Below are 26,485 nucleotides of genomic sequence, written 5' to 3' on the forward strand. Positions count from 1 at the left end.
CTCATCGGTGAAGTTCGCCGAACCGCCCGCCCAGTCCGTCGAGTTCTGGGGTGGGCAGGAAGCGCTGCCTCAAACCCACCAGCGTCGCCAGCGCGGCCGCGTCGACCGCCCCGTCGTCGATCAGCCCCCGCGCCGGGTCACGCAGGATTGCCACGTGCGCGGCGGCCAGTTCCGGTGCGAGGCCGAGCAGCCGGGCAGCGGCCTCCGCGGCCTCGCGGTCGACTTCGCCGCGGCGGATGGCACCTGCGGTCTCCGCCAGGGCCAGCACCAACCTGTCCACCGGCTCGGGTCTGGGCGCATGCCGCATACGGGCCACCACCGTACCCAGATACGGCCCCAATGAGGTGACGTCGGCCGAGAGCGTGCACCCGTGCGCGCGTGCGGAGAGTTCGTTACCCGCGTTGAGGACCGTGATGTCGCAGCCACCGGTATGTAAAGCCTTGGCCCGTCCGGGCGTCGAACCGAGCGCGACGATGTCGAAATCGTGTCTGGAGAGGCCCATCTCCTCCAACAGCGCATAGGCGACGAACGCAAACCCGGAGTTCGGCACGTCGACTCCGAGTCGTCCGCCGCGCAGGATCGCCGGATCGGAAATACCGGGGCGGACACCGAGGCAGAGCCCCAGGCCACGGTCGATGCCCGCGACGATCTCGACATCCAGCAGTTCGCCAAGCGGATTCGCGGGGAGAAACCGGTAGGCGAGCACGTTGTCGGGGCTCGTGAAGACGGCGTCGTAGTCGCCGCGCCTCAGGGAGGTGAACTGCGCCGGCGACGACGCCACCGCAACATCGTGCACCTGTAATCCGACGGCAGAAAGCCTGCCGGTGGTGCGGGCGATGTCGAGCAGCACCGAGGGGCTGAACACGCCGAGCGTTATGCGATCCATGTCCTGCAATCGATTGTAGAGCCGTTGAGCTGCTACCTTACCGCCCCGCCGGTGCGCAGCGCAGCGGTCACCCGGTCCGCGCCGGACCCGTGGAGCCACGCAGGACCAGCGACACCGGCAGCGTCAGAGTCACGGCCTCCTGCTCGCCGGCGTCGATGCCGCGGAGCAGCAGACGCGCTGCCTCAGAACCGATTTCCCGCAACGGCATGTGCACCGTGGTCAGGGGTGGCCAGAAGTCCGCTGCGAACGGCATGTCGTTGAATCCGACCACCGACACGTCCTCGGGGCAGTTCAGGCCGGCCGCACGCAATCGGCGGATCAGCCCGAGCGCGACAAGGTCGTTGCCTGCCACCAGCGCGGTAGGACACTTGCGTCCGCTGCGCAGGATCTCGTCGGCCACGTCGACACCGGCCTGGATCGTCAGCGCCGACGCATAGATGGTGTCGTGTTCGACCCCCGCCTTGGTGGCCGCGGCTTCGAAAGCCTCGGCGCGTGCACGAGTGGTGGAGAAGTTCAGCGGCCCCGCGGCATGGAGGACGTAACGGTGGCCGAGTTCGACGAGATGATCCAGCGCCAAGTCGATCCCGTGCGCGTTGTCACCGGAGACCAACGGATATCCGCCCATCCCGGCGCCCCGGTTAACCAGTACGACCGGCACGTCGGCGGCCTTGGCCTCGTCGACCACCGTGTGGTCATCGAGTCGGCCGGTGGCAAGGATGAAGCCGTCGACCCGTCGCTGGAGCAGCGATTCGAACACCGAGATCTCCACATCGTCATGGGAATCGGTGTTGGCGACGAGAACGGTGTAGCCCTGCGCCTGCAGGACCGTCTCGATCCCGCGGATGATGGGCGGGAAGATCGGGTTCATCAGGTCGGGGATGATCACGCCGATCGTCATCGACCTGCTGGTGCGCAGTCCCCGTGCCATGGCGTTCGGCACGTAGCCCAGTTGTTGTGCCGCACGCTTGACACGTTTGAGTGTCTCGGCGTTCACCTGATCTCGGGTGCGGGCGTTGAGCGCGCGCGACACCGTCGCCTTGTGCACCTCAGCCAGGCGTGCCACGTCGTCGATGGTCACTCGTCGCGGCATGCTCGGGGCTCCCCTACCCTCCCTGAAGCCCGGGCTGCTGGGCTCTGGCATCAGGTTACCGCCCGAGTCCCCGACGAATGCGCGCGTGGCGCAATCGTTCGCAGGCCCGCGCTCAGGCCGGTCGCCGCCCCGCACTGGTCATGTCCGCGTTCATATCGAGCAGCGCACGGCCGGAGACCAGGCCGTGCGCCACCGCCAGTGACACGCACGACGCGCGATTGCTGGCACCCAGCTTGACGATCGCGTTCTCCACATGGTGTCCGGCGGTCCGCGCACTGATGAACAACCGGGCGGCGATCTGATTGTTGGTCAGCCCGTAGGCGGCCAGGGTGAGGGCGTCGAGCTCGCGGGGAGTGACGCCGAAGGGCAGTTCGGCCCGGTTGACGAGCACCACGCCGCTGAGACTGTCGCCCCGGTAGCGCGGGGACGTCGCGACGTGGCGGACGTGCAGCCAGCAGGTGCCGTCGTGCCACCGCGTGGTGTCCGGGCGCAGCTGCGCCCCCACGACCTGCGGCGCCAACGCCATGTCCGAGATCAGCGCCGCATCCAGCGCCGCGTCGAACCCGTCGCCCATCCGTAGCAGATGGGCCCGTCCCATCTCGTCCACCGCCCAGGCCTGCGCATCGGGCGAGAGCAGCTCGGCGACCATGCGCGGCCGGACGGAGAAATCGAGCTGCGCGGCCATCTGTCTGCGCAGGGCGTTGATCTGGATGACGTCCTCGTCACTGGGGTAGCGGGCGTCGTCGCAGTTGACGTGAATGGTGCCCGCGTAGGTGCCGTCCGCGGTCACCAGCCGTGCCGACAGTCCCTCGGCGAATCCGGCCGGGGTGAACACCGACGTGACCGAATACGAACTCCGGTAATCCGGGAAGTCCCGCCACCGCAGCGCACCGAGATCGCGCCGACGCATCGAGTCGAACAGCGGGTCGTGGTCGATGAACCAGGTGTTCAGATGCGTCATGACATCGTCGGGATAGTCGTGATTGGCAACTGTCACATGGTTGCGCGCGATGGGATCCCACAGGCAGATCGCCGACGCAGACGACGCCGCCCGGGTGCCCAAGGTCTCGAGCACCTCGTGCGCGACGGTCTCGATACTGGCAGTGCTCGTCAGCACCACTCCGTATGTGCCTGCCATCTGATGAGTCCTCGGTCGCGGTCGTCTATGCGGCACATCATCGGCAGGCAACGTTTCCGCAATGTTTCCCCGCCGGGGCGGCCGTGCAAACTGGTTCGGCAAATGGGAGATTCGTCCCATAGCCATGCCGGACGGCCGGTTTCTACGCTGGCGAGCACCAATACGTGGCACAGCGCGGTGCCTCGCGCCGACGGCACGAAGCAGAGGGCTGATACGCATGTTCAGGTCATCGAGACGTTCCACCACACGGCTCAGGCGGTGTTCGGCCGCGCTGCTGGCGGCCACCGCACTGCTGGCCGCAGGCTGCGGCAGCCGGGCCGGAGACGACGATGCGGCGGCAGCGCAAAGCTGTGTCGACACCTCAGGTGAGACCGTGAAGATCGGGGCCATCAACTCGCTGTCCGGCGGTCTGGCCGTCAGCGAGTCCGTCATCCGCGACGCGATCGTGATGGCCGTCGAGCAGGTCAACGCCTCCGGCGGCGTACTGGGCAAGCAGCTCGAGCTGATCGGCGAGGACGGCGCCTCCGAGCCCACGCTTTTCGCGGAGAAGGCGCAGAAGCTCGTCCAGTCCGACTGTGTGGCCGCTGTTTTCGGCGGATACACCTCGGCGAGCCGTAAGGCCATGCTGCCAGTGTTCGAGGACTCGAACGCGCTGCTCTACTACGGACAGCAGTACGAGGGACTGGAGAGCTCCCCCAACATCTTCTACACCGGCGCCACCACCAACCAGCAGATCATCCCGTCGCTGGACTACCTCAAGGAGCAGGGGGTGACGTCGCTGTACCTGGTGGGCAGTGACTACGTCTTCCCGCGCACCTCCAATGCGATCGTGAAGGCCTACGCGCAGGCCAACGGCATCGAGATCAAGGGTGAGGACTACACCCCGCTGGGCAGCACCGACTTCTCCACGATCGTCAACAAGATCCGCGCCGCCGACGCCGACGCGGTGTTCAACGTGGTGGTCGGCGATTCGCTGGTCGCGTTCTTCCGCGAGTACCGCGCGGCGGGCCTGACCGCCGAGGCGATGCCGGTGATGTCGATGTGCGTCGGCGAAGAGGAAGTCAAGAGCATCGGCGCCGACACCCTGACGGGTCAGCTGTCGTCGTGGAACTACTACCAGACCCTGGAATCTGCGGAGAACACGAAGTTCGTCGCGGATTTCAAGGCGCGGTTCGGCCCCGACAGGGTCACGTCCGACCCGATGGAGTCGGCATATGCGGCGGTCATGCTGTGGAAAGCCACTGTGGAGAAGGCGAATTCGTTCGCCGTCAGCGACATCCAGAACGCCGCGGGCGGTGTCACCGTCACCGCCCCGGAAGGCGAGATGACGATCGACGGCGAGAACCACCACGTCACCAAGACCGCGCGCATCGGCCGGGTGGACGCCGACGGCCTGATCTATCAGGTGTGGCAATCGCCCGGCCCGATCGAGCCTGATCCCTACCTGAAGGGCTATCCGTGGGCCGAGGGGATCACGGGCTGACCCATGCACCTGACCCCCAAAGACGAGGACCGTCTGCTGTTGTTCCTGGCCGCCGAGCTGGCACGCAAACACCGCGCCGCGGGACTTGCGCTCACCTACGCCGAAGCCCGCGCTCTGATCGCCGACGAGGTGGTCGAGGCGGCACGGGCGGGTGCGACCGTCGCCGAGGCGGCGGCGCACGGTGCCACGGTGCTCACCGACGACGACGTGATGCCGGGCGTGACAACGCTGCTGGGGTCGGTACAGGTCGAGGCCTTCTTCTCCGACGGCCAGAAGCTGGTGACCGTTCATGAGGCGATCGGACCGGGCAGCGCCGGGCAGTCCGAGCCGGGCGTGATCCCGGGAGAGGTGCTGCCCTGCGATGGCGAACTCGAGCTGAACGCGGGCCGCCCCACCGCGACGCTGACCGTCGACAACACCGGCGATCGACCGATCCAGGTGGGCTCGCACTTCCACTTCTTCGAGGTGAACCGGGCACTGCGGTTCGACCGGGCCGCGAGTTTCGGTATGCGGCTGGACATCCCCTCGGGCACTGCGGTTCGTTTCGAACCGGGTGAAGCACAGGAGGTTTCGCTGACCCGCTACGGGGGCGAGCGCATGGTGGTCGGTCAGAACGACGTGACCAACGCGTCGACGACGGACGCCCCGACCACCGACCTCATGGACCGGATGCAGGCCGCGGGATTCCTCGATACGGGACGGACCTGACATGGCACACCGCATCACCCGCAGGCACTACGCCGAGCTGTACGGTCCCACCACCGGGGACCGGGTCCGGCTGGCCGACACCGAACTGCTGGCCAAGGTCGAGCACGACGCGACCGTGTACGGCGACGAGTCCGTGTTCGGCGGCGGCAAGACCATGCGTGAGGGCATGGCTGTGCACGGCGACATCACCAACGCCGACGGCGCGCTCGACTTCGTCATCACGAACGTGCTGATCGTCGACGCCGTGCTAGGAATCCGCAAGGCCGACATCGGCATTCGGAACGGCCGCATCGCCGGCATCGGCAAGTCCGGTAACCCGCGCACGATGGACGGCGTCGACCCCGAGCTGATCATCGGTGCAGGCACCGACATCCGCTCCGGCGAGGGCATGATCGCGACGGCCGGCGCCATCGACGTCCATGTGCACTTCGACAGCGCCGGACTGGTGGAGGAGGCGATCTCCAGCGGAGTGACCACGATGATCGGTGGCGGCCTCGGACCCGTCACGGTCGGTATCACCTCGTCGGGTCCGAACAATCTGGCGCGGATGCTCCGTGCGGCCGAGGGATTCCCGATGAACTTCGGCTTCATCGGCAACGGCAGCGCGTCGAGCACCGCGCCGCTGATCGAACAGGGGCTGGCCGGCGCGATCGGCTTCAAGATCCATGAGGACTGGGGCGCCACCCCAGCGGCGATCCGCGCGTCCCTGGACGCAGGCGACGAACTGGACCTGCAGGTGCAGATCCACACCGACACGCTGAACGAGTCAGGGTTCTTCGAGGACACCATGGCGGCGATCGGCGGGAGACCGATCCACACCTACCACGCCGAGGGCGCAGGCGGCGGCCACGCACCCGACATCATGCGCGTCGTCGGCGAACCGTACTGTCTGCCGTCGTCCACCAATCCAACCAATCCGTACACCCTCAACACCTTCGACGAACACCTCGACATGGTGATGGTGTGTCACCACCTCAACCCGCGCATTCCCGAGGACGTCGCGTTCGCCGAGTCGAGGATCCGCCGCGAGACCATCGCCGCCGAGGACGTGCTGCACGACCTCGGCGCAATCTCGGCGATGGGATCGGACTCGCAGGGTATGGGCCGGATCGGTGAAACCATCGCTCGCACCTGGCAACTGGCGTCCCACATGCGGGCCACGCGCGGCGCGCTGCCTGCCGACGAGGGCACGGGAGCCGACAATGCCAGGATTCTGCGCTATGTCGCGAAGCTCACCATCAACCCGGCGCGGCTGTTCGGCATCGACCACGAGGTCGGTTCGCTGGAACCGGGCAAGCTGGCCGACATCGTGCTGTGGGAGCCGAAGTTCTTCGGCATCAGACCGAAGGTGGTGTTCAAGGGCGGCTTTCCGGCATGGTCGGTGATGGGCGAGGCCAATGCGTCGCTGATGACGTGCGAGCCCCTGCGCTACCGCCCGCAGTGGGCGGCCTACGGCCGCGCCCCGGCCGACGTGTCGGTGAACTTCGTGGCGGCCGCGGCCGCCGAGGCCGGACTCGGTGACACGCTGGGGCTCGACACCCGGTTGGTGGCCTGCCGCGGCGCCCGACGGCTCACCAAAGCCGATCTGCTGCACAACGATTACCTGCCCGACATCCGCATCGAACCGGACACCTATCGCGTGACCGTCGATGGTCAGCCGTGTGTGAGCACGCCGATGACGCACGTACCGCTCGGGCGTCGCTACACACTCAAATAGGAGAAACCCCGTGAGTGAAGCACTGCGTGTCGGCATCGGCGGGCCGGTCGGGTCCGGCAAGACCCGGCTTGTCGAACGGCTCGTGCCGCGACTGTCCGACGCCGGGCTCAGCGTTGCGGTGATCACCAACGACCTGGTGACCGACGAGGATGCCCAGCGGGTACGACGCAGCGGCGTCATCGACCCCGGCCGGGTGCTGGCCGTGGAGACCGGCGCCTGTCCACACACCGCGATCCGCGAGGACCCGTCGGCCAACCTCGCCGCCGCCGAGCGACTGAACCGCCGATTCACCGACCTCGACGTCATCCTCATCGAATCCGGCGGCGACAACCTCGCGGCCACCTTCACCTCGGATCTGGTCGATTACTGGATCTTCGTCATCGACACCGCCGCCGGCGACGACATCCCCCGTAAGAAGGGGATCGGGCTGCTGCAGGCGGATCTGTTGGTGGTCAACAAGATCGACCTCGCTCCCCTCGTAGGTGCCGACCTCGACATGATGCGGCGCGACTGTGCGGTGGCCCGCCCGGTCAAGCCGACGGTGTTCACGGATCTGCGGTCAGGCTTCGGGCTCGGTGAACTCACCGAGAGACTGCTCGAGGGAGCGATGCTCACGGCCGGCCGAAGGTGACCGCCCCGGCGATCAGTCCCGGCGAGCTCGACATCGACGTCGTCGCGGATGCGACCGGGCGCACCAGAACGGCATCTCTGCGCCAGCGCTACCCGCAGCGCGTGACGATGCCGATGCACTGCGACCCCGAGCACCCGGGTGCGGCCACGCTGTGTGTGCAGAGCCCCAGCGGCGGTGCGTTCTCCGACGACGAGCTGCGCACCACGGTGCGATGCGGTCCCGGAACCCATCTGCATCTGACCACTCAGGCCGCCACCCAGGTGTTCGCCGGCGGCGGGCCGGGTGCCCGGCATCGGGTGGGCCTGCGCGTGCATGCCGGCGCCGTCCTGGAGTACTACCCGGGAACCGTCATCCCCCATACCGACTCGACGTTCGTGCAGCGTGTCGACATCGATGTCGAGTCCGACGGGATCTATCTCGGATGGGAGGCCGTGGCGGCAGGCAGGATCGCCCACGGGGAGCGGTTCGGCTACCTGTGCTACGACAGCGCCTTCACCGTCCTGATCGACGGACGGGCCACGGCCAGGGACCGCCAGGTGGTGCGCCCCCACGCCGGCAGCAGACCACTCGACGACGACTACCTGGCCACCTTTCTTGCCATCGCCCCGGGACGCACCACCGGCCCACTGCTGGACGGGATTCGGCAGGCTCTCGGCACTCTGAACGGCTGCTCCGGTGGTGCAGGCCGGCTACCCGGCGCGGCCGGCGTGTTCGTCCGGCTGACGACACAGTCGGCACCGGACCTGCTGCGGGCGCGACGATGCCTGTTCGGCACGGCCCGGACCCAGTTGCTGCCCGAGAGGAGCGAAACATGAAGGCCGAAAACATCATCGGTGACATCACCGACGGTGCGTACGCCGGGCGGCGGCGTCACCACGTGGACATCGGGTGGGGAGACGCCACCAAGCACCGCCAGGTGGTGACGGCCGACTCCGGTATCGACGTACACATCACGCTGCCCCGGGGCACGTTCCTGCGCGCCGGCGCGGTGATCGCCGACGACGGCGACGACGTGGTCGTCGTCCGCCGTCCTGCCGAAAAGGCGGTCGCGGTGCGGTTCGCCGACAACTGCGACGCCGCCGGCGCGCGCCGGATGATGCTGCTGGGCTACCTGCTGGGCAACCAGCACGCGCCCGTCGACGTGACCGAGGACCGTGTGGCCGCACCGCTGTTCACCAGCGTCCACGCTGCCGAAGAGCTGCTCGCGGAGCTGGGCGTCGTCGGCGAGGTCAGCGAGCTCGCACTGGCGGTCAGCGGATGGTCGCGCACATCGTCGGATTCACATGCCGGCCATCGCCACTGAGCCGGAGGTGGCGCTGCTGCTGTGGATGCAGCTGCAGGACAGCGCCTTTCCCGCCGGGCGCATGGTGCACAGTCAGGGACTGGAACAGTGGCTGGCCGAGCGGCCCGCTGCCGGCGAGGCCGAGATCGCAGCGGCGGTCCTCGGCTACCTCGCCGACAGCTTCGCCCCGCTGGACGCCACCATCACCGCAGCGGCGTGGCGAGCCGCTCCGAACCGGGAATCGCTGCGGCACCTCGACCAGCTGATCGCCACGTACAAACTGTTCGACAACGCCCGCACCGCTTCGGAATCCGCGGGTCGACAACTGGCCGCCGCCGCGCGCCACACCGGACTCGCGGCGCAGCACCCCTACCTGGACGCGGTCCTCGAGGGCGCCACACCCGGCCACGGCGCCGTGGTCGAGGGCGCGCTGCAGGCCGCGCTCGGCATACCGATGCACCTCGCGGTACTGGGCTCGATTCGCTCGGTGATGGCGTCGATGCTGAGTGCGGCGGTTCGGCTCGGCCGGCTCGGACCGCTGCGCAGCCAGGGCATCCAGGCCGGAACGGCCGCTCTGGTGGCCGACCTCGCCCGCGCGGCCTGCACTCGCGAGGTCGCCGACGTGTGGAGCGTCGCACCCGCGCTGGAGATCAGCGGGATGCGCCACGAGACCCGCGCTTCCCGGTTGTTCGCCACCTAGTTGCTCCTGGTCGGCCGGTGCCTCAACCACCCTGTCCGGCGATGGCGGTGACCTTGATCTCGACCCGCATCTTCGGGGCCCCCAGCGCCGCGACGCCGATCTGCGTCCAGATCGGGGCACGGTCACCCATCCGCTTGCGGAACTGCTCGGACATCACGCGGGTGTGCGCATCGCCGATCTCGTCGTCTTCGACGGGTACGTGGTACGAGTCCACCGTCACGACGTCGCGCCAGCCGGCCCCCGCCGCGGCCAGCACGCGCTCGACGTTGTCGAACGCCCGCACGATCTCGTCGTCGAGCGAGTCGGGAAAACGGACGTCGTCGTCCCAGCCGCCCTGCCCGGAAATCTCCACGCGGTCCCCGATTCGCAGCGCCTGGTGGTAGTGCAGTGACTCCCGGACCTTCTCGCCAAAGCCGGGGGTGGTGAAGAATTCGATGTCCGCCATGTCCGATTCCCTTCGTTTACTTCATGCGTGAAGTAACGGTAACACGCAATCACTTCACGCGTAAAGTGACGACGACGCGATAGGCTGCCGCAATGGCACGAGCCAAGACACCGGATCCCGACCGGCGGGACGATTCACTGTGGCTGACCGCAGCGGAGAAAGAGGCGTGGACCGGCCTGATCTCACTGATCCTGCTGCTGCCCGGCCGGCTGGAGGCGCCCCTGCGGACGATGGACCTCACCCTGTTCGAATACCTGACACTGAGCCATATTTCGGAGGCGCCGGACCGCCGGATCCGCATGAGCGAGTTGGCCTATCTGGCCAACGGTTCGCTGTCGCGGCTGTCCAATGTGGTCAAGCGCTTCGAACAGCGCGGCTGGGTGGTTCGGTCCCCGGACCCCACCGATGGGCGCTACACCATCGCCGCGCTCACCGATGTCGGGTACCGCCTCGTCGTCGACGCCGCTCCGATCCACGTACGGGCCGTGCGGGATTTCGTGCTCGATCCGCTCACCGTCACCGACCAGCAGGCCCTCGCCCGCATCGCGGCCAAGTTGAAGATCCGGCCGTCGGATCTCGCGTGACCACCAACCACCGCCACCATCCACGCAGTTAGGCTGCGAAGTCGTGACGGTTCAACGTTTGCGCCCCTACGCGGTGACCATCTTCGCCGAGATGTCGGCGCTGGCCGCCCGCGTCGGCGCGGTCAATCTCGGGCAGGGCTTTCCCGACGAGGACGGCCCGCCCGCGATGCTGAAAGCCGCCGAGAACGCCATCGCCGAGGGCGTCAACCAGTACCCACCGGGCCTGGGCATCGCGCCGCTGCGCGAGGCGATCGCCGGACAGCGCCGGCGACGCTACGGGACCGAGTACGACCCGGACACCGAGGTGCTGGTGACCGTCGGCGCCACCGAGGCGATCGCCGCATCGGTGCTCGGCCTCGTCGAGCCCGGCTCTGAGGTGCTGCTCATTGAGCCGTTCTACGACTCGTACTCCCCCGTGATCGCGATGGCCGGCTGCCATCGCCGCGCAGTGCCGCTGCGCCAGGACGGCCGGGGCTTCGCCATCGACATCGAGGCCATGCGCCAGGCGATCACGCCGAAGACCAAGGCGCTGATCGTCAATTCGCCGCACAATCCCACCGGCATGGTGGCTTCCGACGACGAAATGCGCGGTCTCGCCGAGCTGGCGGTGTCCGCCGACCTGCTGGTCATCACCGACGAGGTGTACGAGCACCTGGTGTTCGACGGACGACGGCACACGCCGCTGGCCAACTATCCGGGGATGGCCGAGCGCACGATCACGATCTCCAGTGCCGGCAAGATGTTCAACGCGACCGGCTGGAAGATCGGGTGGGCCTGTGGGCCAAGCGATCTGATCGCCGGCGTGCGAGCAGCCAAGCAGTATCTCAGCTACGTCGGCGGCGCCCCGTTCCAGCCCGCGGTCGCGCAGGCGCTCGCCACCGAGGACGCCTGGGTCGACGCGCTGTGCGCGTCGTACCAGTCACGACGCGACAAGCTCGGTACGGCGTTGAGCGACATCGGGTTCGATGTGTTCGACAGTTTCGGGACATACTTCCTGTGCGTCGATCCGAGGCCGCTGGGCTACCCCGACAGCACGGCGTTCTGCGCAGAGCTCCCCGACAAGGTGGGCGTCGCCGCCATCCCGATGTCCGCGTTCTGCGACCCGGCCGCCGAGCACGCCGATCAATGGAATCACCTGGTGCGCTTCGCGTTCTGCAAACGTGACGCGACCCTCGATGAGGCGATCCGGCGGTTGCAGACGCTACAGGGATCCAGCTAACGCCCAGAGTGCATCGTCGGGCCTGCTGCGATCCAGCGGGCTGAACACCACATCGGTGGCACCTGCGTCGAGATAACTCTGCACCTTGCGCCGGACGGCGTCGGCGTCGCCGATGGCCGCGAGATCGGCCAGGTTGTCGATCCCTTCCCGCGCAATGACCTTCTGGTAGGAGGGGATGGTGGCGTAGAACCGCAGCTGCTCCTCCGCGTCGGCGCGGGCCGCCCGGACGTCGTCGGACAGCTGGGCGGGCACGAAGGCGACGATCCTCGGGCTGGGCCGGCCGGCTTCTTCGGCGGCCCGGGCGATCGTCGGCTGGATGAACTCGGCGATGGTCCTCGGCCCTGCGAGGTATGGCAGGGTGCCGTCGGCGAGTTCGCCCGTCACCTGCAGCGCTTTGGGTCCCATCGCCGCGACGTAGACGGGCACCGGTGAACCACCCGCCAGGGTTACCGGCCAGGCGGGGCTGGCTGTGAACTCGGCACCGTGGAAGTCCACCGACCCCGTGTCGAACACCGAGCGCAGAATCGTCAGATACTCCCGCAGCCGCGCGATCGTGTGGGGCGGCGCGATGCCGAACGCCTCGCGTTCGATGTCGTGGGCACCGAGACCCAGACCCAGGCTGAACCGGCCGTGGGCGGCGGCCTGCGCGGTCTGTGCCTGCGAGGCGAGCGTCAGCGGGTGCCGCGGATTGAACGGCACCACCGAGGTCCCCACCTCGAGACCGGGCACACCCGCGCCGATCAGGCCTGCCAGCGAGATCGCGTCGTGGTCGAACTGCTGGGCGACCCACACCTGCGACACCCCGAGCTCACGCGCCCTACGGGCCTGCGTGACGAAGTCGTCGACGGCGTTGTCGGCACCCGCGTGGGCGAAGAGCACTGTTCCGAAGGCCATGACGCGACCAACCGGGAATCCGGGGCGCCCTATTCCGGTTCGCGCAGTTCTACTCCGCGTGACGAGAACTGTTGTCGCGCAGGGCCGCGGCCATCACGTGTCGACGCAGATTCTCCAGCGCGACATCGAGAACCATCTTCTTCGCCCGCTTCACCAGGAACGCCGGATAGGGCGCGGCGAGATCGAGGATCAGGTCGAAGCGCACCCGGGTCCGGTCTTCGCCGACCGGGGTGAGGTTGTACTCGCCGTGTTGACAGCGCTGGCGCGAGGTCCGCTCGGCGTCCCACACCACCCAGTCCGCACCCCAGTGATATTCCAGCAGCTCCTTGTCGGTCAGCCCCATGATCTTGACCGTGGCCCGCACATGGTGCGGCCGACCGTCGGGATGGCGATCCACCACCTCGGCGTCCTTGTGCAGCGCCGACCACGAGGCCACTGCGTCGATGTCGGCCAACACATCCAAAATCGTCGCCGGCGGGGCCTCGATCACGACTTCGCTGGAAGCGCGGACCGCCATGCCGGCAAATCCTAGTCGCGCACCGGCCTCGCACCCAGCATTTCGCAGCTAATGTCAGCTACCAACCGATCCGGTCCAGCGGAGTGGGCTGCTGCGGTGGCGCGCCCACGGGACCCGCCGGGGTGCGCGAGAACCGTGGCGCCGGCGCCGCCTGGTCGACGCCGTCCACGGTCACCATCGTGTCGCGGGCCCGTAGATGGTCGCTGCGGGCGGCCTCGCGCCAGGTCAGGACCGGCGTGACACAGGCGTCGGTGCCCGCGAAGATGTCGACCCAATCGTCACGGGTCTTGGCTGCGAACCGCTCGGCGAACAGTTCACGCATTACCGGAAAGGATGACCGGTCCATCTGGTGGGGCAACTCGCCGCCGTCCAGGCCGAGCCCGGTGAGCAGCGCCGCGTAGAACTGCGCCTCGATTGCGCCGACCGCGACGTACCTGCCGTCGGCGGTCTCGTACGTGCGGTAGAAGGGTGCACTGCCGTCGAGCAGGAACGACTCACGCTCATCCCGTAGCGAGCCGACGGACTTCATCGTCCAGGCCATCTGAGACAGCATGCTGACCCCGTCGACCATGGCCGCATCGATCACCTGTCCCCTGCCGGAGCCCTCCCGCTCGTACAGGGCCGCGACGATGCCGACCAGGACCAGCATCGACCCGCCGCCGAAGTCGGCGATCAGGTTCAGCGGCGGGACGGGCGGACGGTCCCGGTAGCCGATGGCCGCCAGCGCGCCGGTCTGTGACAGGTAGTTGATGTCGTGGCCGGCCGCCGTGGCGAGCGGTCCGTGCTGTCCCCACCCGGTGATCCGGGCGAAGATGAGCCGCGGGTTGACGGCCTCGCAGTCCTGAGGTCCGATGCCGAGGCGCTCGCACGTGCCCGGGCGGAATCCGTCGATCAGCACATCGGCCTTGGTCACCAGGTCGAGCAGAGCCTGCCGGTCCGCCTTGAGGTCGAGGTCGACGACGCGCTTACCGCGGTGCATCAGGTCGACGTCCTCGGCAGGCATCGTGAGCCCGCCCGGCCGCCGTACCCGCACGACGTCGGCACCGAGGTCGGCCAGCATCATCCCGGCATGCGGGCCCGGTCCGATTCCTCCGAGCTCGACGACCCTGACCCCGGCGAGAGGTCCGGCACTCACCCCTTGATGACCTTGTGGACCTGCTTCTTCAAGCCTTCGGTGGCGGTTTCGACGCCGCCCTTCATCGTGCGCTTGAGAATGAAGCCTGGCAGCGGCACGGACAGGTCGATCGCGATATCGAACCGCACCCGCGTCTTGTCACCCTCGGGTGTCAGCGTGTAGCCCGCGTCCTGCGCCTTCAGCTGCCCGGCGGAGACCAGCGTCCACGTGACTTCGTGGTCGCCCCAGGTGTATTCGATGACCTGTTCGTCGGTCAGGCCTGCGGCCTTCACCGTCATCTTGACCTGCTTGGGCCTGCCGTTGTCGAAACGGTCCAGCACTTCGGCCTTCTGGTACTGCGGCGACCAATCCGGAGTGGACTCGACGTCGGCGATGACGTCGAGGATCTGCTCGGGTGTTGCGTCGATCACGACCTCGCGGGAGTCCTTGGTTGCCATGGCGAGACCATAGACCACCGCGGTCATCGCCCGATCGAGATCACCCGACTTCCGACGACCGACGCGGCTAGGCTCGGGGAGGTGAGCGACTCCGCGGGTGCCAGCGTTGATCCCACCGTTCCCCCGAGCGGTACGGGCTGCGTCGAATGCGACGCCGCCGGCGGCTGGTGGGTCCATCTGAGACGGTGTGCGGCATGCGGCCATATCGGCTGCTGCGACGACTCCCCCGCCAAGCACGCGTCGGCGCACTGGCGCTCCAGTGGTCATCCGATCATCAGGTCGTTCGAACCTGGTGAGGACTGGTTCTGGAACTACGACAGCGACCAGTATTACGACGGTCCCGAACTCGCCGCCCCGCAGAGCCGGCCCGCCGACCAGACGGTGCCCGGTCCGCGCGGACGGGTGCCCCAGGACTGGATGGCGCAGCTGCAGGGCCGCGGCTGAGTGAACCCGCCCCCGCCCGGGTAGTACTGCGCGGTGACCAACGACAAACCGAACACCACCCAGACCGATACCGCACCCGAGGCGGCCGACGACGACGTGGTCAGCGACCCGTCGAAAGGTGCCGACGGGGAAGGGTCCGACTGGGCCGACGAGGGCGGCGCCACCCCGACCGGACCCGCCACCGAGTGACGTCGGCATGTTCGTCGTCGCTCATCGACGACGAACACGCCGAGATCGCGTCACGCCCTGTCGGCGAGTACCTGCTGGGCCGCGTTGTAGCCGGGGATGAACGTGATCCCGGGCCCGCCGTGGCATCCTGCGCTCGCCAGGTACAGGCCGTCGATCGGAATCGGTTGATCGACATAACCTTTCGGCCCCGGACGGTTTCGCCCCATCTGCTCGGGATGTATCAGGCCGTGGCAGTAGTCGCCGCCCGGAGCCCCGAACATCGTGCCTATGTGTTTGGGGGTGAACGTCGTGTGCCGGAGCACGAGGCTTTCGAAGTCCGGTGCCAGCCGGGTGATCTTGTCGATCACCCGCTGCCCCATCTCCGCCTTCATCTCGCCGTAGCTCGACGCGTCCTCGTTCAGCGGGAACCACAGCGAGAACGCGGACACCGCGTGCTTGCCGGGAGGCGCCAGCCCGGGATCGTTGGCCGACGGGATCTGCAGGGCGATCGCCGGATCGGCGGGCACCACTCCGCGCTGCGAGTCCTCCCACTGCTGCTGCAACTCTTCCGGTGTGGTGAAAATGCCGATGGCCGACTGATATTCGGGATCGTTGAGGATCTCGTAGGGCTCGGCGAAGGTGGGTGGCCCATCGAGCGCGAAGTGCATCTGCAGATAGCTGCCGCGGTGGTCGATGTGGCCGAACCGGTCCCTGATCTCACCGGGGACGGCAGCAGGGTCGACGAGCGAGTTCACCGTCAGGTCGGGTGCCAGATTGGAGATGACGATCGGCGCGGTCAGCGTCGAGCCGTCGTCTAGGCGAACGCCGGTGACCCGACCGTCGCTGACCAGGATCTCGCCCACCTTGCTGCGCAGCCGTAGTTCGCCACCGGCAGCGGTGAACATCTGCAGCAGGTGTTCGGTCACCGCGCCCATACCCCCGCGGAACTTCTTGATCAGGGTGGCGTTCTCGTCGGGCACCGCCAGCCCGAACGCCAGGGCGGCAGCGCTGCCGGGTGTCGCGGGTCCGCGATAGGTCGTGTTCACCGCGAGGAACGCCAGCATGCCGCGCAACGCACCGTGCTTCTCCCGGTCGGGCAGATAGCGGTCCAGCACGTCGGTGACCGAGCCGAACAGGATGTCGCTGACTGCCTGACGTTCGAATTCATTGGTGGCGCAGGCGAACATCTCGTCGAGCGTCTTGGGCGGCTGGGCCGCGTCGAAGCGGCCGAGCGCCCTGGTCGGGGCCTGGCACCACGCCATCAGACCGGCCATGCCGTTGACGGCTTCCGCTCCGTGCACCTCGTTGAGATGGGTCAGCAGTTTCATCGGGTCGGTGTAGTAGATCAGCGGGTCGTCGCCGACACCGCGGAGCTGCACCGACATCACGTCGAGTTCCACGGTCGGAAGGTCGTCCAGGCCGAGCGCTTCGCTGACCACCGCCGACGTCGGAACCTGCACCGAGCCGGCGATCTCGAAGCGGAAGCCGTCGAAGAGCTCCACGGTCGAGGCCATCCCGCCGGCATACAGCTTGAAGTCCAGGCACAGGGTGCGAAGCCCCGCCTGCTGCAGGAGCGCCGCGGCCGTCAGCCCGTTGTGGCCCGCACCCACGACGATCGCATCGAAGTCCGTCATCGGCTGAGGCTGACACGGCCGCCATTGTTTTGTCAATATTGACGAAACTTGTGTCGAGTCGAGGCTGTCCTCGCCTCAGGAGCGTTCCTCGATCCCGGTGCGCAGCAGTTGCAGCGCATGTCGACACAGCCGGTCCAGCTCGGGCAGGGATCGTTGTTCGCCGAGCATCCACACCTCCATCGCCCCGAAGACCGCGGCCGCGATGCACCGCGCGGTGACGGTGATCCGCATGCGTTCGTCGGTGCCAGGCAGCGCGGGGTCGACGGCGGACATGTGCTCTTCGATCGCCTCGGCGAAGTCCGCCTCGACCTGGCGGATGTGGCGCACGATGCGGTCGGCGTCGAGTTCCTCGGAGCGCATCGCGGCGATCTTCGTGACAGCCCAGTCGTCATACGGGGAGGCCATGATGGCCGACTGAACCGACTCCACGATCGATTCACCCGGCTCCCGCGCCGCCAGCGCGGACCGAAACCAGTGCAGCCCCGCGTCGTAATCGGCGAACAGAAGATCATGCTTGGACGCGAAGTGCCGATAGAACGTCCGCAGCGACACCCCGGCGTCGGCGGCGATCTGTTCGGCTGACGTGCCGTCGACTCCCTGGGCGAGGAACCGCACCACCGCCGCCCGCCGGAGTGCCTCCCGCGTGCGTTCGCTGCGCGCGGTCTGAGCAGGCCGAACCATGGTGCGTAAGGTACCCCACCGGCCGGTGCCCGAGTTCAGCGAAACTGGCAGAATGCGACATCGGGCAGTTGTTCCGCGAGAGGGCGCGGCGCAGGCCGACGGTTCCGGGGGGAATGCACGTGAAAGTTCATCATCTGAACTGTGGGACGTTGCGGACGCTGGCGGTCGGCCATCAGGTCTGCCACGTCCTGCTCGTCGAGTCGGACAACGGGCTGGTACTCGTCGACACCGGGTTCGGCATCCAGGACTGTGACGACCCGCGCCGGTTCGGGCGTCTCCGCCGGCGCCTCATCCGCCCGGCGCTCGACCACTCCGAGACCGCGCTCCGGCAGATCGAGCAACTCGGCTTCACGCGCTCCGACGTTCGCCACATCATCGTCACCCACTTCGACGCCGATCACATCGGCGGTCTCGCCGACTTTCCCGACGCGCGGGTGCACCTGACAGCCGCAGAAGCGTTCGGCGCCATGCGCTCCCGGTCGGTCGGAGACCGGATCCGGTTCCGGCGCGCGCAATGGGCCCACGGGCCGAAGATCGTCGAGCACGACCCGGCCGGTGAGGCGTGGCGCGGCTTCGCCGCCGCCAAGGAGCTGACCGAGATCGGGCCCGGCTTCGTCCTCGTCTCGCTGCCCGGCCACACATTGGGGCACGCCTGCGTCGCCGTCGACGCGGGCCACCGCTGGGTGCTGCACGCAGGCGACTCCTTCTACCACCACGGCACGCTCGCGGGCGCCCCGGTGCCGCGGGCGCTTGCACGGTTGGAGAAACTCGTCGCCTTGGACCAGAAGTTGGTCGAGGACAATCACATTCGGCTCACGGAGCTGCACCGCCGCGAAGATCCGGATCTGATGATCGTGTGTTCCCACGACGCCGCGCTGTATGAACGCGCGAGGGCCACCGCGACGGCGTGAGCGGCTAGTGCCTGTGCGGGCTCAGCAGGGCGATCGATGCGTCGACCGCCTCGTCGGTGACGTCGCTCATCCTGCCGCCCTCCTCCACCGTGATCGCGGTCAGCTCGCGCAGCCCGCCGAGGAGCATGATGATGCGCCGACGCGAGACCGGACCGACGCCCGCGGCCCGGAACTCGTCGGTGGCGCCGAGGGTGCCGACCATGTCGATGAAGTTCTCCATGGCGTCGCGCTGCAACTCGCGAGCGACGGCGCCCAGCGAGGGCACGTCACGAATCCAGCTCAGCATCAACGCCGGACGTGACTCACCCGAGGAGATCCACGCCTCTATCGCCTGACGCACCTGCTTCTGCCACGGCGCGCTGGGGTCGACGGCCTCCGAGATCTGCCTGACCTGATCAGCGTTGGCGTCGGCGAGCAGGGCGACAAAGCAGGCCTCTCTGCTGTCGAAGTGCTCGTAGAAGGTGCGCCGCGACGTGCGGGCCCGCCGCACGATGCCCGCCACCGTGCTCTTGGCGTACCCGTCCTCGGCGATCGACGCCTCCAGGGCGTCGAGGAGACGCTGGCGGAAATCGTTCATGTCGGCTGAGATGATGTCACGCTCAGCGGCAGTAGCTGCGGGTCGCGAAGTCGACGGCCTGACGGTACAGGGGGTCGAGGGCGCGCTGCTGCGCCACCGTGGCCTTGGCCTGCTCCAGCTCGGCGGGGCACGCGGGGGAATGCAGCTTGCCCCACTCGTCGGCCATCAACGTGACCATCTCGCGGTTGAGCGCGTCGATGATCCCGCGCGAGGAGGCCAGATCGGGTGCGTCGGCAGGCGCGACCGCGGGGTCGAACTTCCACTGGGCCAGGCGGGTGTACTCGATCGCGACCGTGGCGTCGATCTGATCGCGGAACGCCGCCGTCACGTACGCCGGGTCGAGCTGCAGGGTGGTGGCCTCCGCGGACACCGCGTCCAGAACCTGTTGTTCGCGCGCCGGGTCTTCGATGAGGCCGCCGGTGTGGAATTTGTTCGCCGCGATGGGTTCTGCCACCTGCAGCCGCCGCACGGAGGCGTCCACGAGATCGGCCAGCGTGGGGGTGGGCTGGGCGTGCGCGGCAGCGGGGGCGACCAGCGTGGTGACGGCCGAGAGAACAGCGGCGGAGGCGAGGAGGCGAATCATCGGGTCCATCATGTCATCGCTGTGATGTGGCCAGGGCCGGGATCGAACCGGCGACCTTCCGCTTTTCAGGCGGACGCTCGTACCAACTGAGCTACCTGGCCGGACGGCACCGATCACTCATACAAGTGCCTCGCCGTGATGGCGACCCTGACGGGACTCGAACCCGCGACCTCCGCCGTGACAGGGCGGCGCGCTAACCAACTGCGCCACAGGGCCTTACTGTGCTGCTGCTCCCACCGAAGTGGACCTTGCGTACCCCCAACGGGATTCGAACCCGTGCTACCGCCGTGAAAGGGCGGCGTCCTAGGCCACTAGACGATGGGGGCCCAATCCGAATCTCTCCGGGGTACTCACAACGCTCAAGTCGTTGGGAGCTTCGATAGCTTAGGGTACGGACACCCAAATCCTCAAACGAGCAGCCCACCGCTATCCTTTTCGAGTCACACCCGCCCCTATAGCTCAGTTGGTAGAGCTACGGACTTTTAATCCGCAGGTCGTAGGTTCGAGCCCTACTGGGGGCACTGCACACGAGTGCCTGAGCCGGTTCACGCCCGTCAGAACCCGGCAGGCAGACGCGCCATGTCGCGGAAGAACGGGGCCAGGTCCTGGTCCCGATAGGGCGTGAACGGCCCGTACAGGGCCTCAGGCGCCGGTCGCCACGTCAGCAACGCGTCGAGCAGCGTCGCCGCCACGTCGTCGTCCAGTCCGTCGCGCACGACGACCACACCCCCGGCGGCCCTGTCGTAACGGCCGATGACCTTGGTGAGGTCTGCGTTGGCCGGGGTGGTGCGCCACACGTCCTCGAGCACCATGGTGGCCCGTACCGTCCCGGATGTGACGGCATCGATCTGGCCCTGCCACGGCGCCGTGGGCCGAAGGTCGAAGAAGTCCGCGAGATTCTCACCTCGCTGGCTCAGCAGGATCGCGGGGCAGAAGTAGCTCGACGAGCACGACGTGTTGATGTACCCGAGGCTCGAGCCTCGCAGCTCCTCGATGCCGCGGGCCGGGTCGTCGGCCCGCACGACGAGCACGCTGGGCAGGTTGGTCCGGCCGGTCAGTTTCGACGTCACGATCACGAACCCGCGATAGTGGGTGTCACCACGGGCCAGCAGGCGGTGGAAGTCGGAGATCGGCAGGTACACCACGTCCGGCTCGTGCCGCTCGACGCTGCGGTCGAGCGCGTCCAGGTCGTTGGTCGCGCTGGTCGTGATGCCGGCTGTCGCCAGAACGTCGTGCAGGGGCCTCTCGTGCACCGGCAGCCCGAAGTTGCTGTCGAGCAGGAACTCCACCGGGCCGGCCCTCGCGTCAGCGGAAGTAGAGCTCGTCGCCGTCGGGGTAGCCGCCGCCGGTGGTCGTGATGTGCACGTGGTCGTAATGGCCGTAGCCGCCGGACTTCGCACCCCCGGGCGTGTAGTACACGCCGCGCCAGATCGCGTCCTGGATGCCGAATCGTTTCGCGTTGTTCAGCACGTACGCCACGATCTGGTTGCCCAGCGCGATACCCGCATCCGAGCTCGGGTTCGGGATCATGACGTCCAGCGCCAGGCCGTCGGGATGCCACCTCAGCGCATCCTGGCGCACCCCGCCGATGTTGTTGATCTCCGGGAAGACCGCGCTGACGCTGCGGGCGGTGAGGATGGTGCGCACCTGCAGTCCGGTTTCAGGGGCGACGCCGGCGGGCAGCGTGCGGCTCACGACCCGCCATCGGGACGCAGACACCAGCGACGCCGGTGAGACGTCGGCGCTGCCGTCATCGGTCAGCAGCACCGGCGGGGGTGTCAGCGACGGCGCCGCGACAACCTCCACGCAGCACGGAACCTCGGGCTGCTCGACGACGGGGGCCGCCGGCGCAGCGACCGGTTCCGGCTCGACGACGGCGACGGGAACCGGGCTCGTGTCGGCGGTGGCGGCCATGAAGACCGCCGCCGGGGCAAGCGCCGACACCAGATACACCGACGGATTGCGCCGCTTCTTGGTGATGGAGTGCCGACCCACGCCCAGCAACATAACCGGAAATCGCGCAAACTACAGCATCAAACGGCAAAACTGAATTCGACGCGCAGATCGTTACCGTACCGGGACCCGCCGGTTAGCAACGGTATATCCGCAGGTCAATGCGCCATTTTCACGATGCGACGACGGCGATCGCGGACAGCAGGACGACGAGCAGCAGCGCGACCGCCGCGAGCACCATGCCGGTCCGCCGGGGAGGTTGGTCGCGCGAATCGAGGCTCGCGCGCATCTGCTGGGCGGTGGCGAACCGCCATCGCGGATCCCGCGCCATGGACCGCTCGATCGTCGTCGCCAACGCCGCGTCGACGTCCGGCCGCAGCGCGGCCAGCGGAGCCAGCTGTCCCGCCCCGATCGCGTCGGCCAGCGCGCCGAGATTGTCCTGCGGATAGGCGCGCCGCGCGGTCAGCGCCTCGTAGGCGCACACCCCGAGCGCGTACAGGTCGTCACTCGGCGTCGCGGGCCGGCCTGCGATCCGGTCGGCGGGAAGGTAGGCCATGGTTCCGAAGACCCGGTTGGTCAGCGTCTGCGGAGTGTCGGGGCTCTTGGCCACGCCGAAGTCGGCGATCTTCACCCCGCCGTGGCGGGTGAGCAGGATGTTGGCGGGCTTGATGTCGCGATGCAGGACTCCGCTGGCATGGGCGGCGCCGAGCGCCGACAGTACGTCGCGCATGATCGCGCGGACGTGTTCGGCGGGCAGCGGGCCGTTGCGGGCCAGCACATCGGCCAGGCTCTGGCCCGGCAGCCGCTCCAGCACGATGTAGTGCCTGCCCTCGTGCACCCCGGAATCGTGGACGGCGACCACGTGGGGGTGGTTCAGGGCGGCCGCGGCACGCGCCTCGACGGCGAAGCGGCGACGGGTGTCGGGTTGCGCACTCACCGAGGGGTACAGGAGTTTGACCGCCACGCGCCGGCCCAGCCGGGTGTCCCATGCATCACGCACTTCAGCCATGCCACCACGGCCGAGCACAGGTCCCAGCTCGTAGCGACCGCCGAGAACCTCAGGCGCCTGCATACCTCCAAGCTAGCCCGTCTCGGGCGCAGGCAAACCTGGCGCGCGGTCCGGCGGTGACGGTCACGCCGTCGCAGGCGGCCCTTCCACACCCACGCCGATGATGATCTGCGGATGGGCGCCGGGATCGAGCCACTGCAGCACCGAGCGCATCTGGTCTCGGCCGATGGCCACGCAGCCCCAGGTGGGGTCTCCGTCGGAGACGTGCAGGAAGATGCCCGCCGAGCGGCCGGGGACGCGCTCGGGGTTGTGCTCGATGACCACGGCGTAGTCGTAGATCGGTCCCGAGTCGTACAGGTTCTCGGCGTCCTCGGAATCGATCTCCTCGGCGTGCACGTGGGTGTTGTAGGTGGGCGAGTCGACGTCCTCGTCCCACCAGTCCAATTCGGTGGCCTGGAAGTAGGGCATCCGCGTCCCGGGGTTCGGTTCGCGGCCGAAGGCCTGCCCGAGCGGGAATGTGCCGACGGGCGTGCGGAAGACGTCGTCGGCGGCGGCGCCCACCCCGAGCTCGCCGAAATCAGCGGGCGTCGGCCCGAGCACCGGCCGCCAGTGCCGGCCGACCCGTTCGTAGGTCGTCAGGCTGCCGGTCGGCGAATCGGCCGCCGGTGCGCTCACGACGATCATCTGGGTCGACACGGGGACGCCAGGCTCGCCCGCTGCGGAGGCGGCCAGAGCGACTCCACCGACGATCGCGGCGACCAACGAGCCGGCACCTGAAGCGAGTACGTTGCGCACCAGGCGACGGTAATGCAGCCTCAGACCTTCGGGCTGTAGAAGTGCGGGTCGTCGCGGTACTCGACCGGCGGCAGGTTGCGCCGCGGCGTCTCCACCAGCGGGGCGTCGACAGGCAGGCGCCCGGTGGCCCGATCCCACGCCGAGCGCTTTCTCGGGTGCATCGTCATGCGCCGCGGCACCAGCCGCGTGACGCGGTAGACCGTCCTGCCGAACAGCCTGTGCAGGCGCTCCTGACGGGGTGACCACGTGTAGCCCAGCAGCTCGCGGACCGCCGGGTCGAAGAGTCCGACCGTGGTGAAGTTGAAAAATCGTTGCATCACAGCCAGATTCACCCGCCACAGCCACGTGGGCATCCACTCCAGCGACGGGTGCTTCGGCATCGTCGACAGATCGAGCACCGTCCGGGTGGCCCAGTTGTCCTCGAGCACGTTGCGGCACATGTGATCCCAGTACTGACCGAACTCCTCCCAGGTTTTCGGGACCGGCCGCATGCTCATGCCGTACATCCGATACCACTCGACGTGTTCGTCGAAGAGCTGGCGTTTCTGCGCTTCGGTGAGGCCGCCGCCCACCCACTCGGCGGCCAGCAGAGTCGACTTGAAGAACGTGGCGTGCGCCCAGTAGAAGACGTCGGGGTTGAGCGCGCTGTAGCGGCGGCCCTGGTCGTCGACGCCCTTGATGCCGATGTGGTAGTCGCGCACCTGGGCTCCGGTCGTCGGCGCCCGGTAGCCGTCGAACACCACCCCGCCGATCGGGTAGACCGAGCGGAAGAGCCGCGGCATGCGCTCCAGGAAGAAGATCGAGTGTTGCTCTACCGCGGCGCCCAGCTGCGGGTGCATGTTCTGCATCGAACCGGCCCATGGACCCTGCAGCATGCCGGTCCACTGGCCGAAGTAGCGCCACGTCAGGGAATCGGGTCCCAGCGGCTGCGGCGGCGCGTCGTAGCCGCCGCCGCTGACAGGGCAGCCGACCGACACCGACTCGGTGTCAGAACTTCCGGTGGCCGGGTGGACCGCGGACGTATCTTGAGTCACTGATGCTCTTCCCTGAACCAGATCATGCCGCAGCACGATATTTTGACTACAGACGTTGTCACTGATGGAGCTTAGGAGGGCTGTGGCGTCCGGTCAACGACGCGGGAGATGGTCGGGGGTCCCCCTGCAGGACCGTCAGGCTTTGCGCCGCGGCGAACTGATCACGGCGGGCATCGGCCTGCTCGGCAGTCCCGGCGGACCGAAATTGACCGTGCGGGCCGTATGCCGGGCGGCCGGCCTCACCGAGCGCTACTTCTACGAGAGCTTCACCGACCGCGACGAATACGTCGCGGCCGTCTACGACGACGTGTGCGCGGCAGCCATGTCGACATTGATGGAATCGCAGAGCATGCGTGATGCAGTCGAGCGGTTCGTGGCGCTGATGATCGACGATCCCGCGCGTGGCCGGGTACTTCTGCTCGCGCCGGAGGTCGAGCCCGTGCTGGCGCGCTCGGGAGCCAGGTGGATGCCGAACTTCATCGAGTTGCTGCAGCGCAGCCTCACCCAGATCACCGATGCCACGGCCCAGGCGATGGTTGCCACCGGCCTGATCGGGGCACTCACTGCACTGTTCACGGCATATCTGGACGGCAGGCTGGATGCGACGCGGGAGCAGTTCATCGACCACTGTGCTGAGCTGCTGCTCAGCAGAGCTGTTACCTGATTGTGGCCCCGACCAGGGTGTGAATCACGGCGCGGTGACTTGAATGTCACCGGAGTACACAGATATATTGAGTGCAACCATCAGGTACAGATAACTGGGAGGTGTCGTGTCGAAAGACCTGACCGACCTGCAACTGCTGACCGAGCTCGAGCCTGTCGTCGAGCCGCTGGTCAACCGTCACATGCGGATGAAGAAGGACTGGAACCCGCACGACTACGTCCCGTGGTCCGATGGCAAGAACTACTACGCGCTCGGTGGCCAGGACTGGGATCCCGAGCAGTCGAAGCTCTCTGACGTCGCCCGTGTCGCGATGCTGGTGAACCTGCTCACCGAGGACAACCTGCCCTCGTACCACCGCGAGATCGCGATGAACTTCACCATGGACGGCCCGTGGGGCTTCTGGGTGAACCGGTGGACCGCCGAGGAAAACCGCCACGGCATCGCCCTGCGCGACTACCTCGTCGTCACCCGCAACGTCGACCCGGTCGAGCTCGAGATGCTGCGCGTCGAGCAGATGACCCGCGGCTTCAGCCCCGGCCAGAACGACCAGATCGAAGCGGACCTGTTCGCCGACAGCCTGTTCGACTCGGTCATCTACGTGACGTTCCAGGAGCTCGCCACCCGGGTGTCGCACCGCAACACCGGCAAGGCCTGCAACGAGCCGATCGCCGATCAGCTTCTCCAGCGCGTCTCGGCCGACGAGAACCTGCACATGATCTTCTACCGTGACGTGTCGGAGGCCGGCTTCGAAATCGCCCCCGACCAGGCGATGAAGTCCTTGCACAAGGTGCTGCGCAACTTCAAGATGCCCGGATACACCATTCCGGACTTCCGCCGCCGCGCCGTCACCATCGCATCCGGCGGCGTCTACGACCCGCGGATCCACCTCGAAGACATCGTCATGCCGGTGCTCAAGAAGTGGCGCATCTTCGAGCGCGAGGACTTCAACGGCGAGTCCGCGCGCATGCGCGACGACCTCGGCCTCCTGGTCGAGGAGCTTCAGGAGGCTGTCGACAAGTTCGAGGTCGCCAAGCAGCGCCGGGAAGAGCGGCTCGCCCAGATGGCCGAGAAGAAGGCGGCCAAGAACTCTTTGGTCGGATCATCAGCCTCGTAACAGATTCCCCGAGTTCGGCCCGATCCGACGTCAGGATCGGGCCGATCGCGTT

31 protein-coding genes and 4 tRNA genes are annotated in these 26,485 nt (G+C 67.7%); 15 read left to right on the forward strand and 20 right to left on the reverse strand.

The features are described from left to right. Window position 1: 1 nt before the first annotated feature. The 3 genes from EL337_RS23905 to EL337_RS23915 all read right to left on the reverse strand — a co-directional run bounded on the left by EL337_RS23905 (window position 2) and on the right by EL337_RS23915 (window position 3,114). The gene (locus tag EL337_RS23905) at window positions 2-886 is read right to left on the reverse strand and encodes a substrate-binding domain-containing protein (RefSeq protein WP_048633535.1); all 885 of its coding nucleotides are present in this window, start codon (window positions 884-886) and stop codon (window positions 2-4) included. Between the two features lie 67 nt (window positions 887-953). Then, window positions 954-1,976, reverse strand: coding sequence for a LacI family DNA-binding transcriptional regulator (locus EL337_RS23910; protein ID WP_170216932.1), 1,023 nt, complete (start codon window positions 1,974-1,976; stop codon window positions 954-956). Between the two features lie 112 nt (window positions 1,977-2,088). Further along, window positions 2,089-3,114: a helix-turn-helix transcriptional regulator gene (locus tag EL337_RS23915; RefSeq protein ID WP_048633537.1), complete on the reverse strand. Its 1,026-nt coding sequence runs from the start codon at window positions 3,112-3,114 to the stop codon at window positions 2,089-2,091. Window positions 3,115-3,331: 217 nt separating this feature from the next. Between EL337_RS23915 and urtA the strand changes: the two genes are divergently transcribed. The 7 genes from urtA to EL337_RS23950 are packed head-to-tail and all read left to right on the forward strand — an operon-like array spanning window position 3,332 to window position 9,635. Next, window positions 3,332-4,597 carry an urea ABC transporter substrate-binding protein gene (gene urtA, locus EL337_RS23920; RefSeq protein WP_048633538.1) on the forward strand — a complete coding sequence of 422 codons (1,266 nt, stop codon included), beginning with the start codon at window positions 3,332-3,334 and terminating at the stop codon, window positions 4,595-4,597. Between the two features lie 3 nt (window positions 4,598-4,600). Beyond that, window positions 4,601-5,305 carry an urease subunit beta gene (locus tag EL337_RS23925; protein ID WP_048633539.1) on the forward strand — a complete coding sequence of 235 codons (705 nt, stop codon included), beginning with the start codon at window positions 4,601-4,603 and terminating at the stop codon, window positions 5,303-5,305. 1 nt (window position 5,306) lies between these two features. Next, on the forward strand, window positions 5,307-7,022 hold the full coding sequence (gene ureC / locus EL337_RS23930) for an urease subunit alpha (protein WP_048633540.1): 1,716 nt from the start codon (window positions 5,307-5,309) through the stop codon (window positions 7,020-7,022). A 10-nt stretch (window positions 7,023-7,032) separates the two neighbouring features. Continuing rightward, the gene (gene ureG, locus EL337_RS23935; protein WP_048633541.1) at window positions 7,033-7,653 is read left to right on the forward strand and encodes an urease accessory protein UreG; all 621 of its coding nucleotides are present in this window, start codon (window positions 7,033-7,035) and stop codon (window positions 7,651-7,653) included. Continuing rightward, entirely contained in the window at window positions 7,650-8,468 is an 819-nt protein-coding gene (locus EL337_RS23940) for an urease accessory protein UreD (RefSeq protein WP_048633542.1), read from the forward strand. The genes ureG and EL337_RS23940 overlap by 4 nt, the downstream gene beginning before the upstream one ends. Then, window positions 8,465-8,956, forward strand: a complete 492-nt coding sequence (locus EL337_RS23945) for an urease accessory protein UreE (RefSeq protein WP_048633543.1) — start codon at window positions 8,465-8,467, stop codon at window positions 8,954-8,956. Before EL337_RS23940 ends, EL337_RS23945 begins: the two co-directional genes overlap by 4 nt. Next, complete coding sequence (locus EL337_RS23950) at window positions 8,937-9,635, forward strand: urease accessory protein UreF (protein WP_048633544.1); 699 nt, start codon at window positions 8,937-8,939, stop codon at window positions 9,633-9,635. The genes EL337_RS23945 and EL337_RS23950 overlap by 20 nt, the downstream gene beginning before the upstream one ends. Before the next feature lie 22 nt (window positions 9,636-9,657). On the opposite strand, the gene EL337_RS23955 is transcribed toward EL337_RS23950, so the two are convergent. Beyond that, on the reverse strand, window positions 9,658-10,080 hold the full coding sequence (locus EL337_RS23955; RefSeq protein ID WP_048633545.1) for a Rid family hydrolase: 423 nt from the start codon (window positions 10,078-10,080) through the stop codon (window positions 9,658-9,660). A gap of 92 nt (window positions 10,081-10,172) precedes the next feature. Here EL337_RS23955 and EL337_RS23960 point away from each other — a divergent pair, with 92 nt between their 5' ends. Both EL337_RS23960 and EL337_RS23965 read left to right on the forward strand, forming a co-directional pair. After that, on the forward strand, window positions 10,173-10,664 hold the full coding sequence (locus EL337_RS23960) for a MarR family winged helix-turn-helix transcriptional regulator (protein ID WP_048633546.1): 492 nt from the start codon (window positions 10,173-10,175) through the stop codon (window positions 10,662-10,664). 43 nt (window positions 10,665-10,707) lie between these two features. Then, entirely contained in the window at window positions 10,708-11,883 is a 1,176-nt protein-coding gene (locus EL337_RS23965; protein WP_048633547.1) for a pyridoxal phosphate-dependent aminotransferase, read from the forward strand. Here EL337_RS23965 and EL337_RS23970 read toward each other — a convergent pair. Genes EL337_RS23970 through EL337_RS23985 form a run of 4 tightly spaced genes read right to left on the reverse strand, consistent with a single transcriptional unit; the run spans window position 11,866 to window position 14,866 of the window. Next, on the reverse strand, window positions 11,866-12,777 hold the full coding sequence (locus EL337_RS23970; RefSeq protein WP_048633548.1) for an LLM class F420-dependent oxidoreductase: 912 nt from the start codon (window positions 12,775-12,777) through the stop codon (window positions 11,866-11,868). The two genes, EL337_RS23965 and EL337_RS23970, sit on opposite strands and share 18 nt — an antisense overlap. Window positions 12,778-12,826: 49 nt before the next feature. Continuing rightward, window positions 12,827-13,294 carry an SRPBCC family protein gene (locus tag EL337_RS23975; protein ID WP_048633549.1) on the reverse strand — a complete coding sequence of 156 codons (468 nt, stop codon included), beginning with the start codon at window positions 13,292-13,294 and terminating at the stop codon, window positions 12,827-12,829. Window positions 13,295-13,352: 58 nt separating this feature from the next. Continuing rightward, on the reverse strand, window positions 13,353-14,429 hold the full coding sequence (locus tag EL337_RS23980) for a CaiB/BaiF CoA transferase family protein (protein ID WP_048633550.1): 1,077 nt from the start codon (window positions 14,427-14,429) through the stop codon (window positions 13,353-13,355). Then, complete coding sequence (locus EL337_RS23985; protein WP_048633658.1) at window positions 14,426-14,866, reverse strand: SRPBCC family protein; 441 nt, start codon at window positions 14,864-14,866, stop codon at window positions 14,426-14,428. The genes EL337_RS23980 and EL337_RS23985 overlap by 4 nt, the downstream gene beginning before the upstream one ends. An 81-nt stretch (window positions 14,867-14,947) precedes the next feature. Between EL337_RS23985 and EL337_RS23990 the strand changes: the two genes are divergently transcribed. Both EL337_RS23990 and EL337_RS28805 read left to right on the forward strand, forming a co-directional pair. After that, a complete protein-coding gene (locus EL337_RS23990) occupies window positions 14,948-15,310 on the forward strand; it encodes a UBP-type zinc finger domain-containing protein (protein ID WP_048633551.1) in 363 nt (120 codons plus the stop codon). 33 nt (window positions 15,311-15,343) lie between these two features. After that, the gene (locus EL337_RS28805) at window positions 15,344-15,499 is read left to right on the forward strand and encodes a hypothetical protein (protein WP_170216933.1); all 156 of its coding nucleotides are present in this window, start codon (window positions 15,344-15,346) and stop codon (window positions 15,497-15,499) included. A gap of 50 nt (window positions 15,500-15,549) precedes the next feature. On the opposite strand, the gene EL337_RS23995 is transcribed toward EL337_RS28805, so the two are convergent. Together EL337_RS23995 and EL337_RS29090 are read right to left on the reverse strand one after the other, a co-directional pair. Continuing rightward, window positions 15,550-17,112 carry a phytoene desaturase family protein gene (locus EL337_RS23995; protein WP_048633552.1) on the reverse strand — a complete coding sequence of 521 codons (1,563 nt, stop codon included), beginning with the start codon at window positions 17,110-17,112 and terminating at the stop codon, window positions 15,550-15,552. 75 nt (window positions 17,113-17,187) lie between these two features. Continuing rightward, window positions 17,188-17,793: a TetR/AcrR family transcriptional regulator gene (locus EL337_RS29090; RefSeq protein WP_048633553.1), complete on the reverse strand. Its 606-nt coding sequence runs from the start codon at window positions 17,791-17,793 to the stop codon at window positions 17,188-17,190. 119 nt (window positions 17,794-17,912) lie between these two features. Here EL337_RS29090 and EL337_RS24000 point away from each other — a divergent pair, with 119 nt between their 5' ends. Then, window positions 17,913-18,704, forward strand: a complete 792-nt coding sequence (locus EL337_RS24000; RefSeq protein WP_048633659.1) for an MBL fold metallo-hydrolase — start codon at window positions 17,913-17,915, stop codon at window positions 18,702-18,704. A gap of 4 nt (window positions 18,705-18,708) precedes the next feature. Here the strand turns inward: EL337_RS24000 and EL337_RS24005 are convergent, their stop codons facing one another. The 5 genes from EL337_RS24005 to EL337_RS24025 form a co-directional block, all read right to left on the reverse strand. Next, a complete protein-coding gene (locus tag EL337_RS24005; RefSeq protein WP_197724145.1) occupies window positions 18,709-19,281 on the reverse strand; it encodes a TetR/AcrR family transcriptional regulator in 573 nt (190 codons plus the stop codon). A gap of 22 nt (window positions 19,282-19,303) precedes the next feature. Beyond that, on the reverse strand, window positions 19,304-19,876 hold the full coding sequence (locus EL337_RS24010; protein WP_048633555.1) for a chorismate mutase: 573 nt from the start codon (window positions 19,874-19,876) through the stop codon (window positions 19,304-19,306). A gap of 15 nt (window positions 19,877-19,891) precedes the next feature. After that, window positions 19,892-19,965 (reverse strand) — tRNA-Phe (locus EL337_RS24015). Window positions 19,966-20,003: 38 nt separating this feature from the next. Further along, a tRNA-Asp gene (locus EL337_RS24020) sits at window positions 20,004-20,080 on the reverse strand. 37 nt (window positions 20,081-20,117) lie between these two features. Next, a tRNA-Glu gene (locus EL337_RS24025) sits at window positions 20,118-20,190 on the reverse strand. A gap of 122 nt (window positions 20,191-20,312) precedes the next feature. Between EL337_RS24025 and EL337_RS24030 the strand changes: the two genes are divergently transcribed. Continuing rightward, window positions 20,313-20,385, forward strand: a tRNA-Lys gene (locus EL337_RS24030). A gap of 33 nt (window positions 20,386-20,418) precedes the next feature. On the opposite strand, the gene EL337_RS24035 is transcribed toward EL337_RS24030, so the two are convergent. The 5 genes from EL337_RS24035 to EL337_RS24055 form a co-directional block, all read right to left on the reverse strand. Next, window positions 20,419-21,153 carry a phosphate/phosphite/phosphonate ABC transporter substrate-binding protein gene (locus tag EL337_RS24035; protein WP_048633556.1) on the reverse strand — a complete coding sequence of 245 codons (735 nt, stop codon included), beginning with the start codon at window positions 21,151-21,153 and terminating at the stop codon, window positions 20,419-20,421. A 16-nt stretch (window positions 21,154-21,169) separates the two neighbouring features. Next, entirely contained in the window at window positions 21,170-21,859 is a 690-nt protein-coding gene (locus EL337_RS24040; protein ID WP_232786843.1) for a VldE C-terminal domain-containing protein, read from the reverse strand. Window positions 21,860-21,989: 130 nt separating this feature from the next. Beyond that, entirely contained in the window at window positions 21,990-22,889 is a 900-nt protein-coding gene (locus tag EL337_RS24045) for a serine/threonine-protein kinase (RefSeq protein ID WP_048633558.1), read from the reverse strand. Window positions 22,890-22,949: 60 nt separating this feature from the next. Then, entirely contained in the window at window positions 22,950-23,621 is a 672-nt protein-coding gene (locus EL337_RS24050) for a L,D-transpeptidase family protein (protein ID WP_048633559.1), read from the reverse strand. Window positions 23,622-23,641: 20 nt separating this feature from the next. Further along, window positions 23,642-24,655 carry an oxygenase MpaB family protein gene (locus tag EL337_RS24055; protein WP_048633560.1) on the reverse strand — a complete coding sequence of 338 codons (1,014 nt, stop codon included), beginning with the start codon at window positions 24,653-24,655 and terminating at the stop codon, window positions 23,642-23,644. A gap of 82 nt (window positions 24,656-24,737) precedes the next feature. Between EL337_RS24055 and EL337_RS24060 the strand changes: the two genes are divergently transcribed. After that, the gene (locus EL337_RS24060; RefSeq protein WP_048633561.1) at window positions 24,738-25,319 is read left to right on the forward strand and encodes a TetR/AcrR family transcriptional regulator; all 582 of its coding nucleotides are present in this window, start codon (window positions 24,738-24,740) and stop codon (window positions 25,317-25,319) included. A gap of 106 nt (window positions 25,320-25,425) precedes the next feature. Beyond that, a complete protein-coding gene (locus EL337_RS24065; protein WP_048633562.1) occupies window positions 25,426-26,433 on the forward strand; it encodes an acyl-ACP desaturase in 1,008 nt (335 codons plus the stop codon). Window positions 26,434-26,485 lie beyond the last annotated feature (52 nt).

Source organism: Mycolicibacterium aurum, from assembly GCF_900637195.1.
Classification (GTDB): domain Bacteria; phylum Actinomycetota; class Actinomycetes; order Mycobacteriales; family Mycobacteriaceae; genus Mycobacterium; species Mycobacterium aurum.

What these genes read in the sequence shown, in the direction of transcription:
- EL337_RS24045 (WP_048633558.1), bottom strand. Translation starts at nt 22,889, where the DNA reads ATGCAGGCGCCTGAGGTTCTCGGCGGTCGCTACGAGCTGGGACCTGTG.
- ureC (WP_048633540.1), top strand. Translation starts at nt 5,307, where the DNA reads ATGGCACACCGCATCACCCGCAGGCACTACGCCGAGCTGTACGGTCCC.
- EL337_RS23905 (WP_048633535.1), bottom strand. Translation starts at nt 886, where the DNA reads ATGGATCGCATAACGCTCGGCGTGTTCAGCCCCTCGGTGCTGCTCGAC.
- EL337_RS23970 (WP_048633548.1), bottom strand. Translation starts at nt 12,777, where the DNA reads ATGGCCTTCGGAACAGTGCTCTTCGCCCACGCGGGTGCCGACAACGCC.
- urtA (WP_048633538.1), top strand. Translation starts at nt 3,332, where the DNA reads ATGTTCAGGTCATCGAGACGTTCCACCACACGGCTCAGGCGGTGTTCG.
- EL337_RS23975 (WP_048633549.1), bottom strand. Translation starts at nt 13,294, where the DNA reads ATGGCGGTCCGCGCTTCCAGCGAAGTCGTGATCGAGGCCCCGCCGGCG.
- EL337_RS29090 (WP_048633553.1), bottom strand. Translation starts at nt 17,793, where the DNA reads ATGGTTCGGCCTGCTCAGACCGCGCGCAGCGAACGCACGCGGGAGGCA.
- EL337_RS24005 (WP_197724145.1), bottom strand. Translation starts at nt 19,281, where the DNA reads ATGAACGATTTCCGCCAGCGTCTCCTCGACGCCCTGGAGGCGTCGATC.
- EL337_RS23925 (WP_048633539.1), top strand. Translation starts at nt 4,601, where the DNA reads ATGCACCTGACCCCCAAAGACGAGGACCGTCTGCTGTTGTTCCTGGCC.
- EL337_RS23985 (WP_048633658.1), bottom strand. Translation starts at nt 14,866, where the DNA reads ATGGCAACCAAGGACTCCCGCGAGGTCGTGATCGACGCAACACCCGAG.
- EL337_RS23945 (WP_048633543.1), top strand. Translation starts at nt 8,465, where the DNA reads ATGAAGGCCGAAAACATCATCGGTGACATCACCGACGGTGCGTACGCC.
- EL337_RS23910 (WP_170216932.1), bottom strand. Translation starts at nt 1,976, where the DNA reads ATGCCGCGACGAGTGACCATCGACGACGTGGCACGCCTGGCTGAGGTG.
- EL337_RS23955 (WP_048633545.1), bottom strand. Translation starts at nt 10,080, where the DNA reads ATGGCGGACATCGAATTCTTCACCACCCCCGGCTTTGGCGAGAAGGTC.
- EL337_RS23960 (WP_048633546.1), top strand. Translation starts at nt 10,173, where the DNA reads ATGGCACGAGCCAAGACACCGGATCCCGACCGGCGGGACGATTCACTG.
- EL337_RS23950 (WP_048633544.1), top strand. Translation starts at nt 8,937, where the DNA reads ATGCCGGCCATCGCCACTGAGCCGGAGGTGGCGCTGCTGCTGTGGATG.
- EL337_RS23915 (WP_048633537.1), bottom strand. Translation starts at nt 3,114, where the DNA reads ATGGCAGGCACATACGGAGTGGTGCTGACGAGCACTGCCAGTATCGAG.
- EL337_RS24010 (WP_048633555.1), bottom strand. Translation starts at nt 19,876, where the DNA reads ATGATGGACCCGATGATTCGCCTCCTCGCCTCCGCCGCTGTTCTCTCG.
- EL337_RS23995 (WP_048633552.1), bottom strand. Translation starts at nt 17,112, where the DNA reads ATGACGGACTTCGATGCGATCGTCGTGGGTGCGGGCCACAACGGGCTG.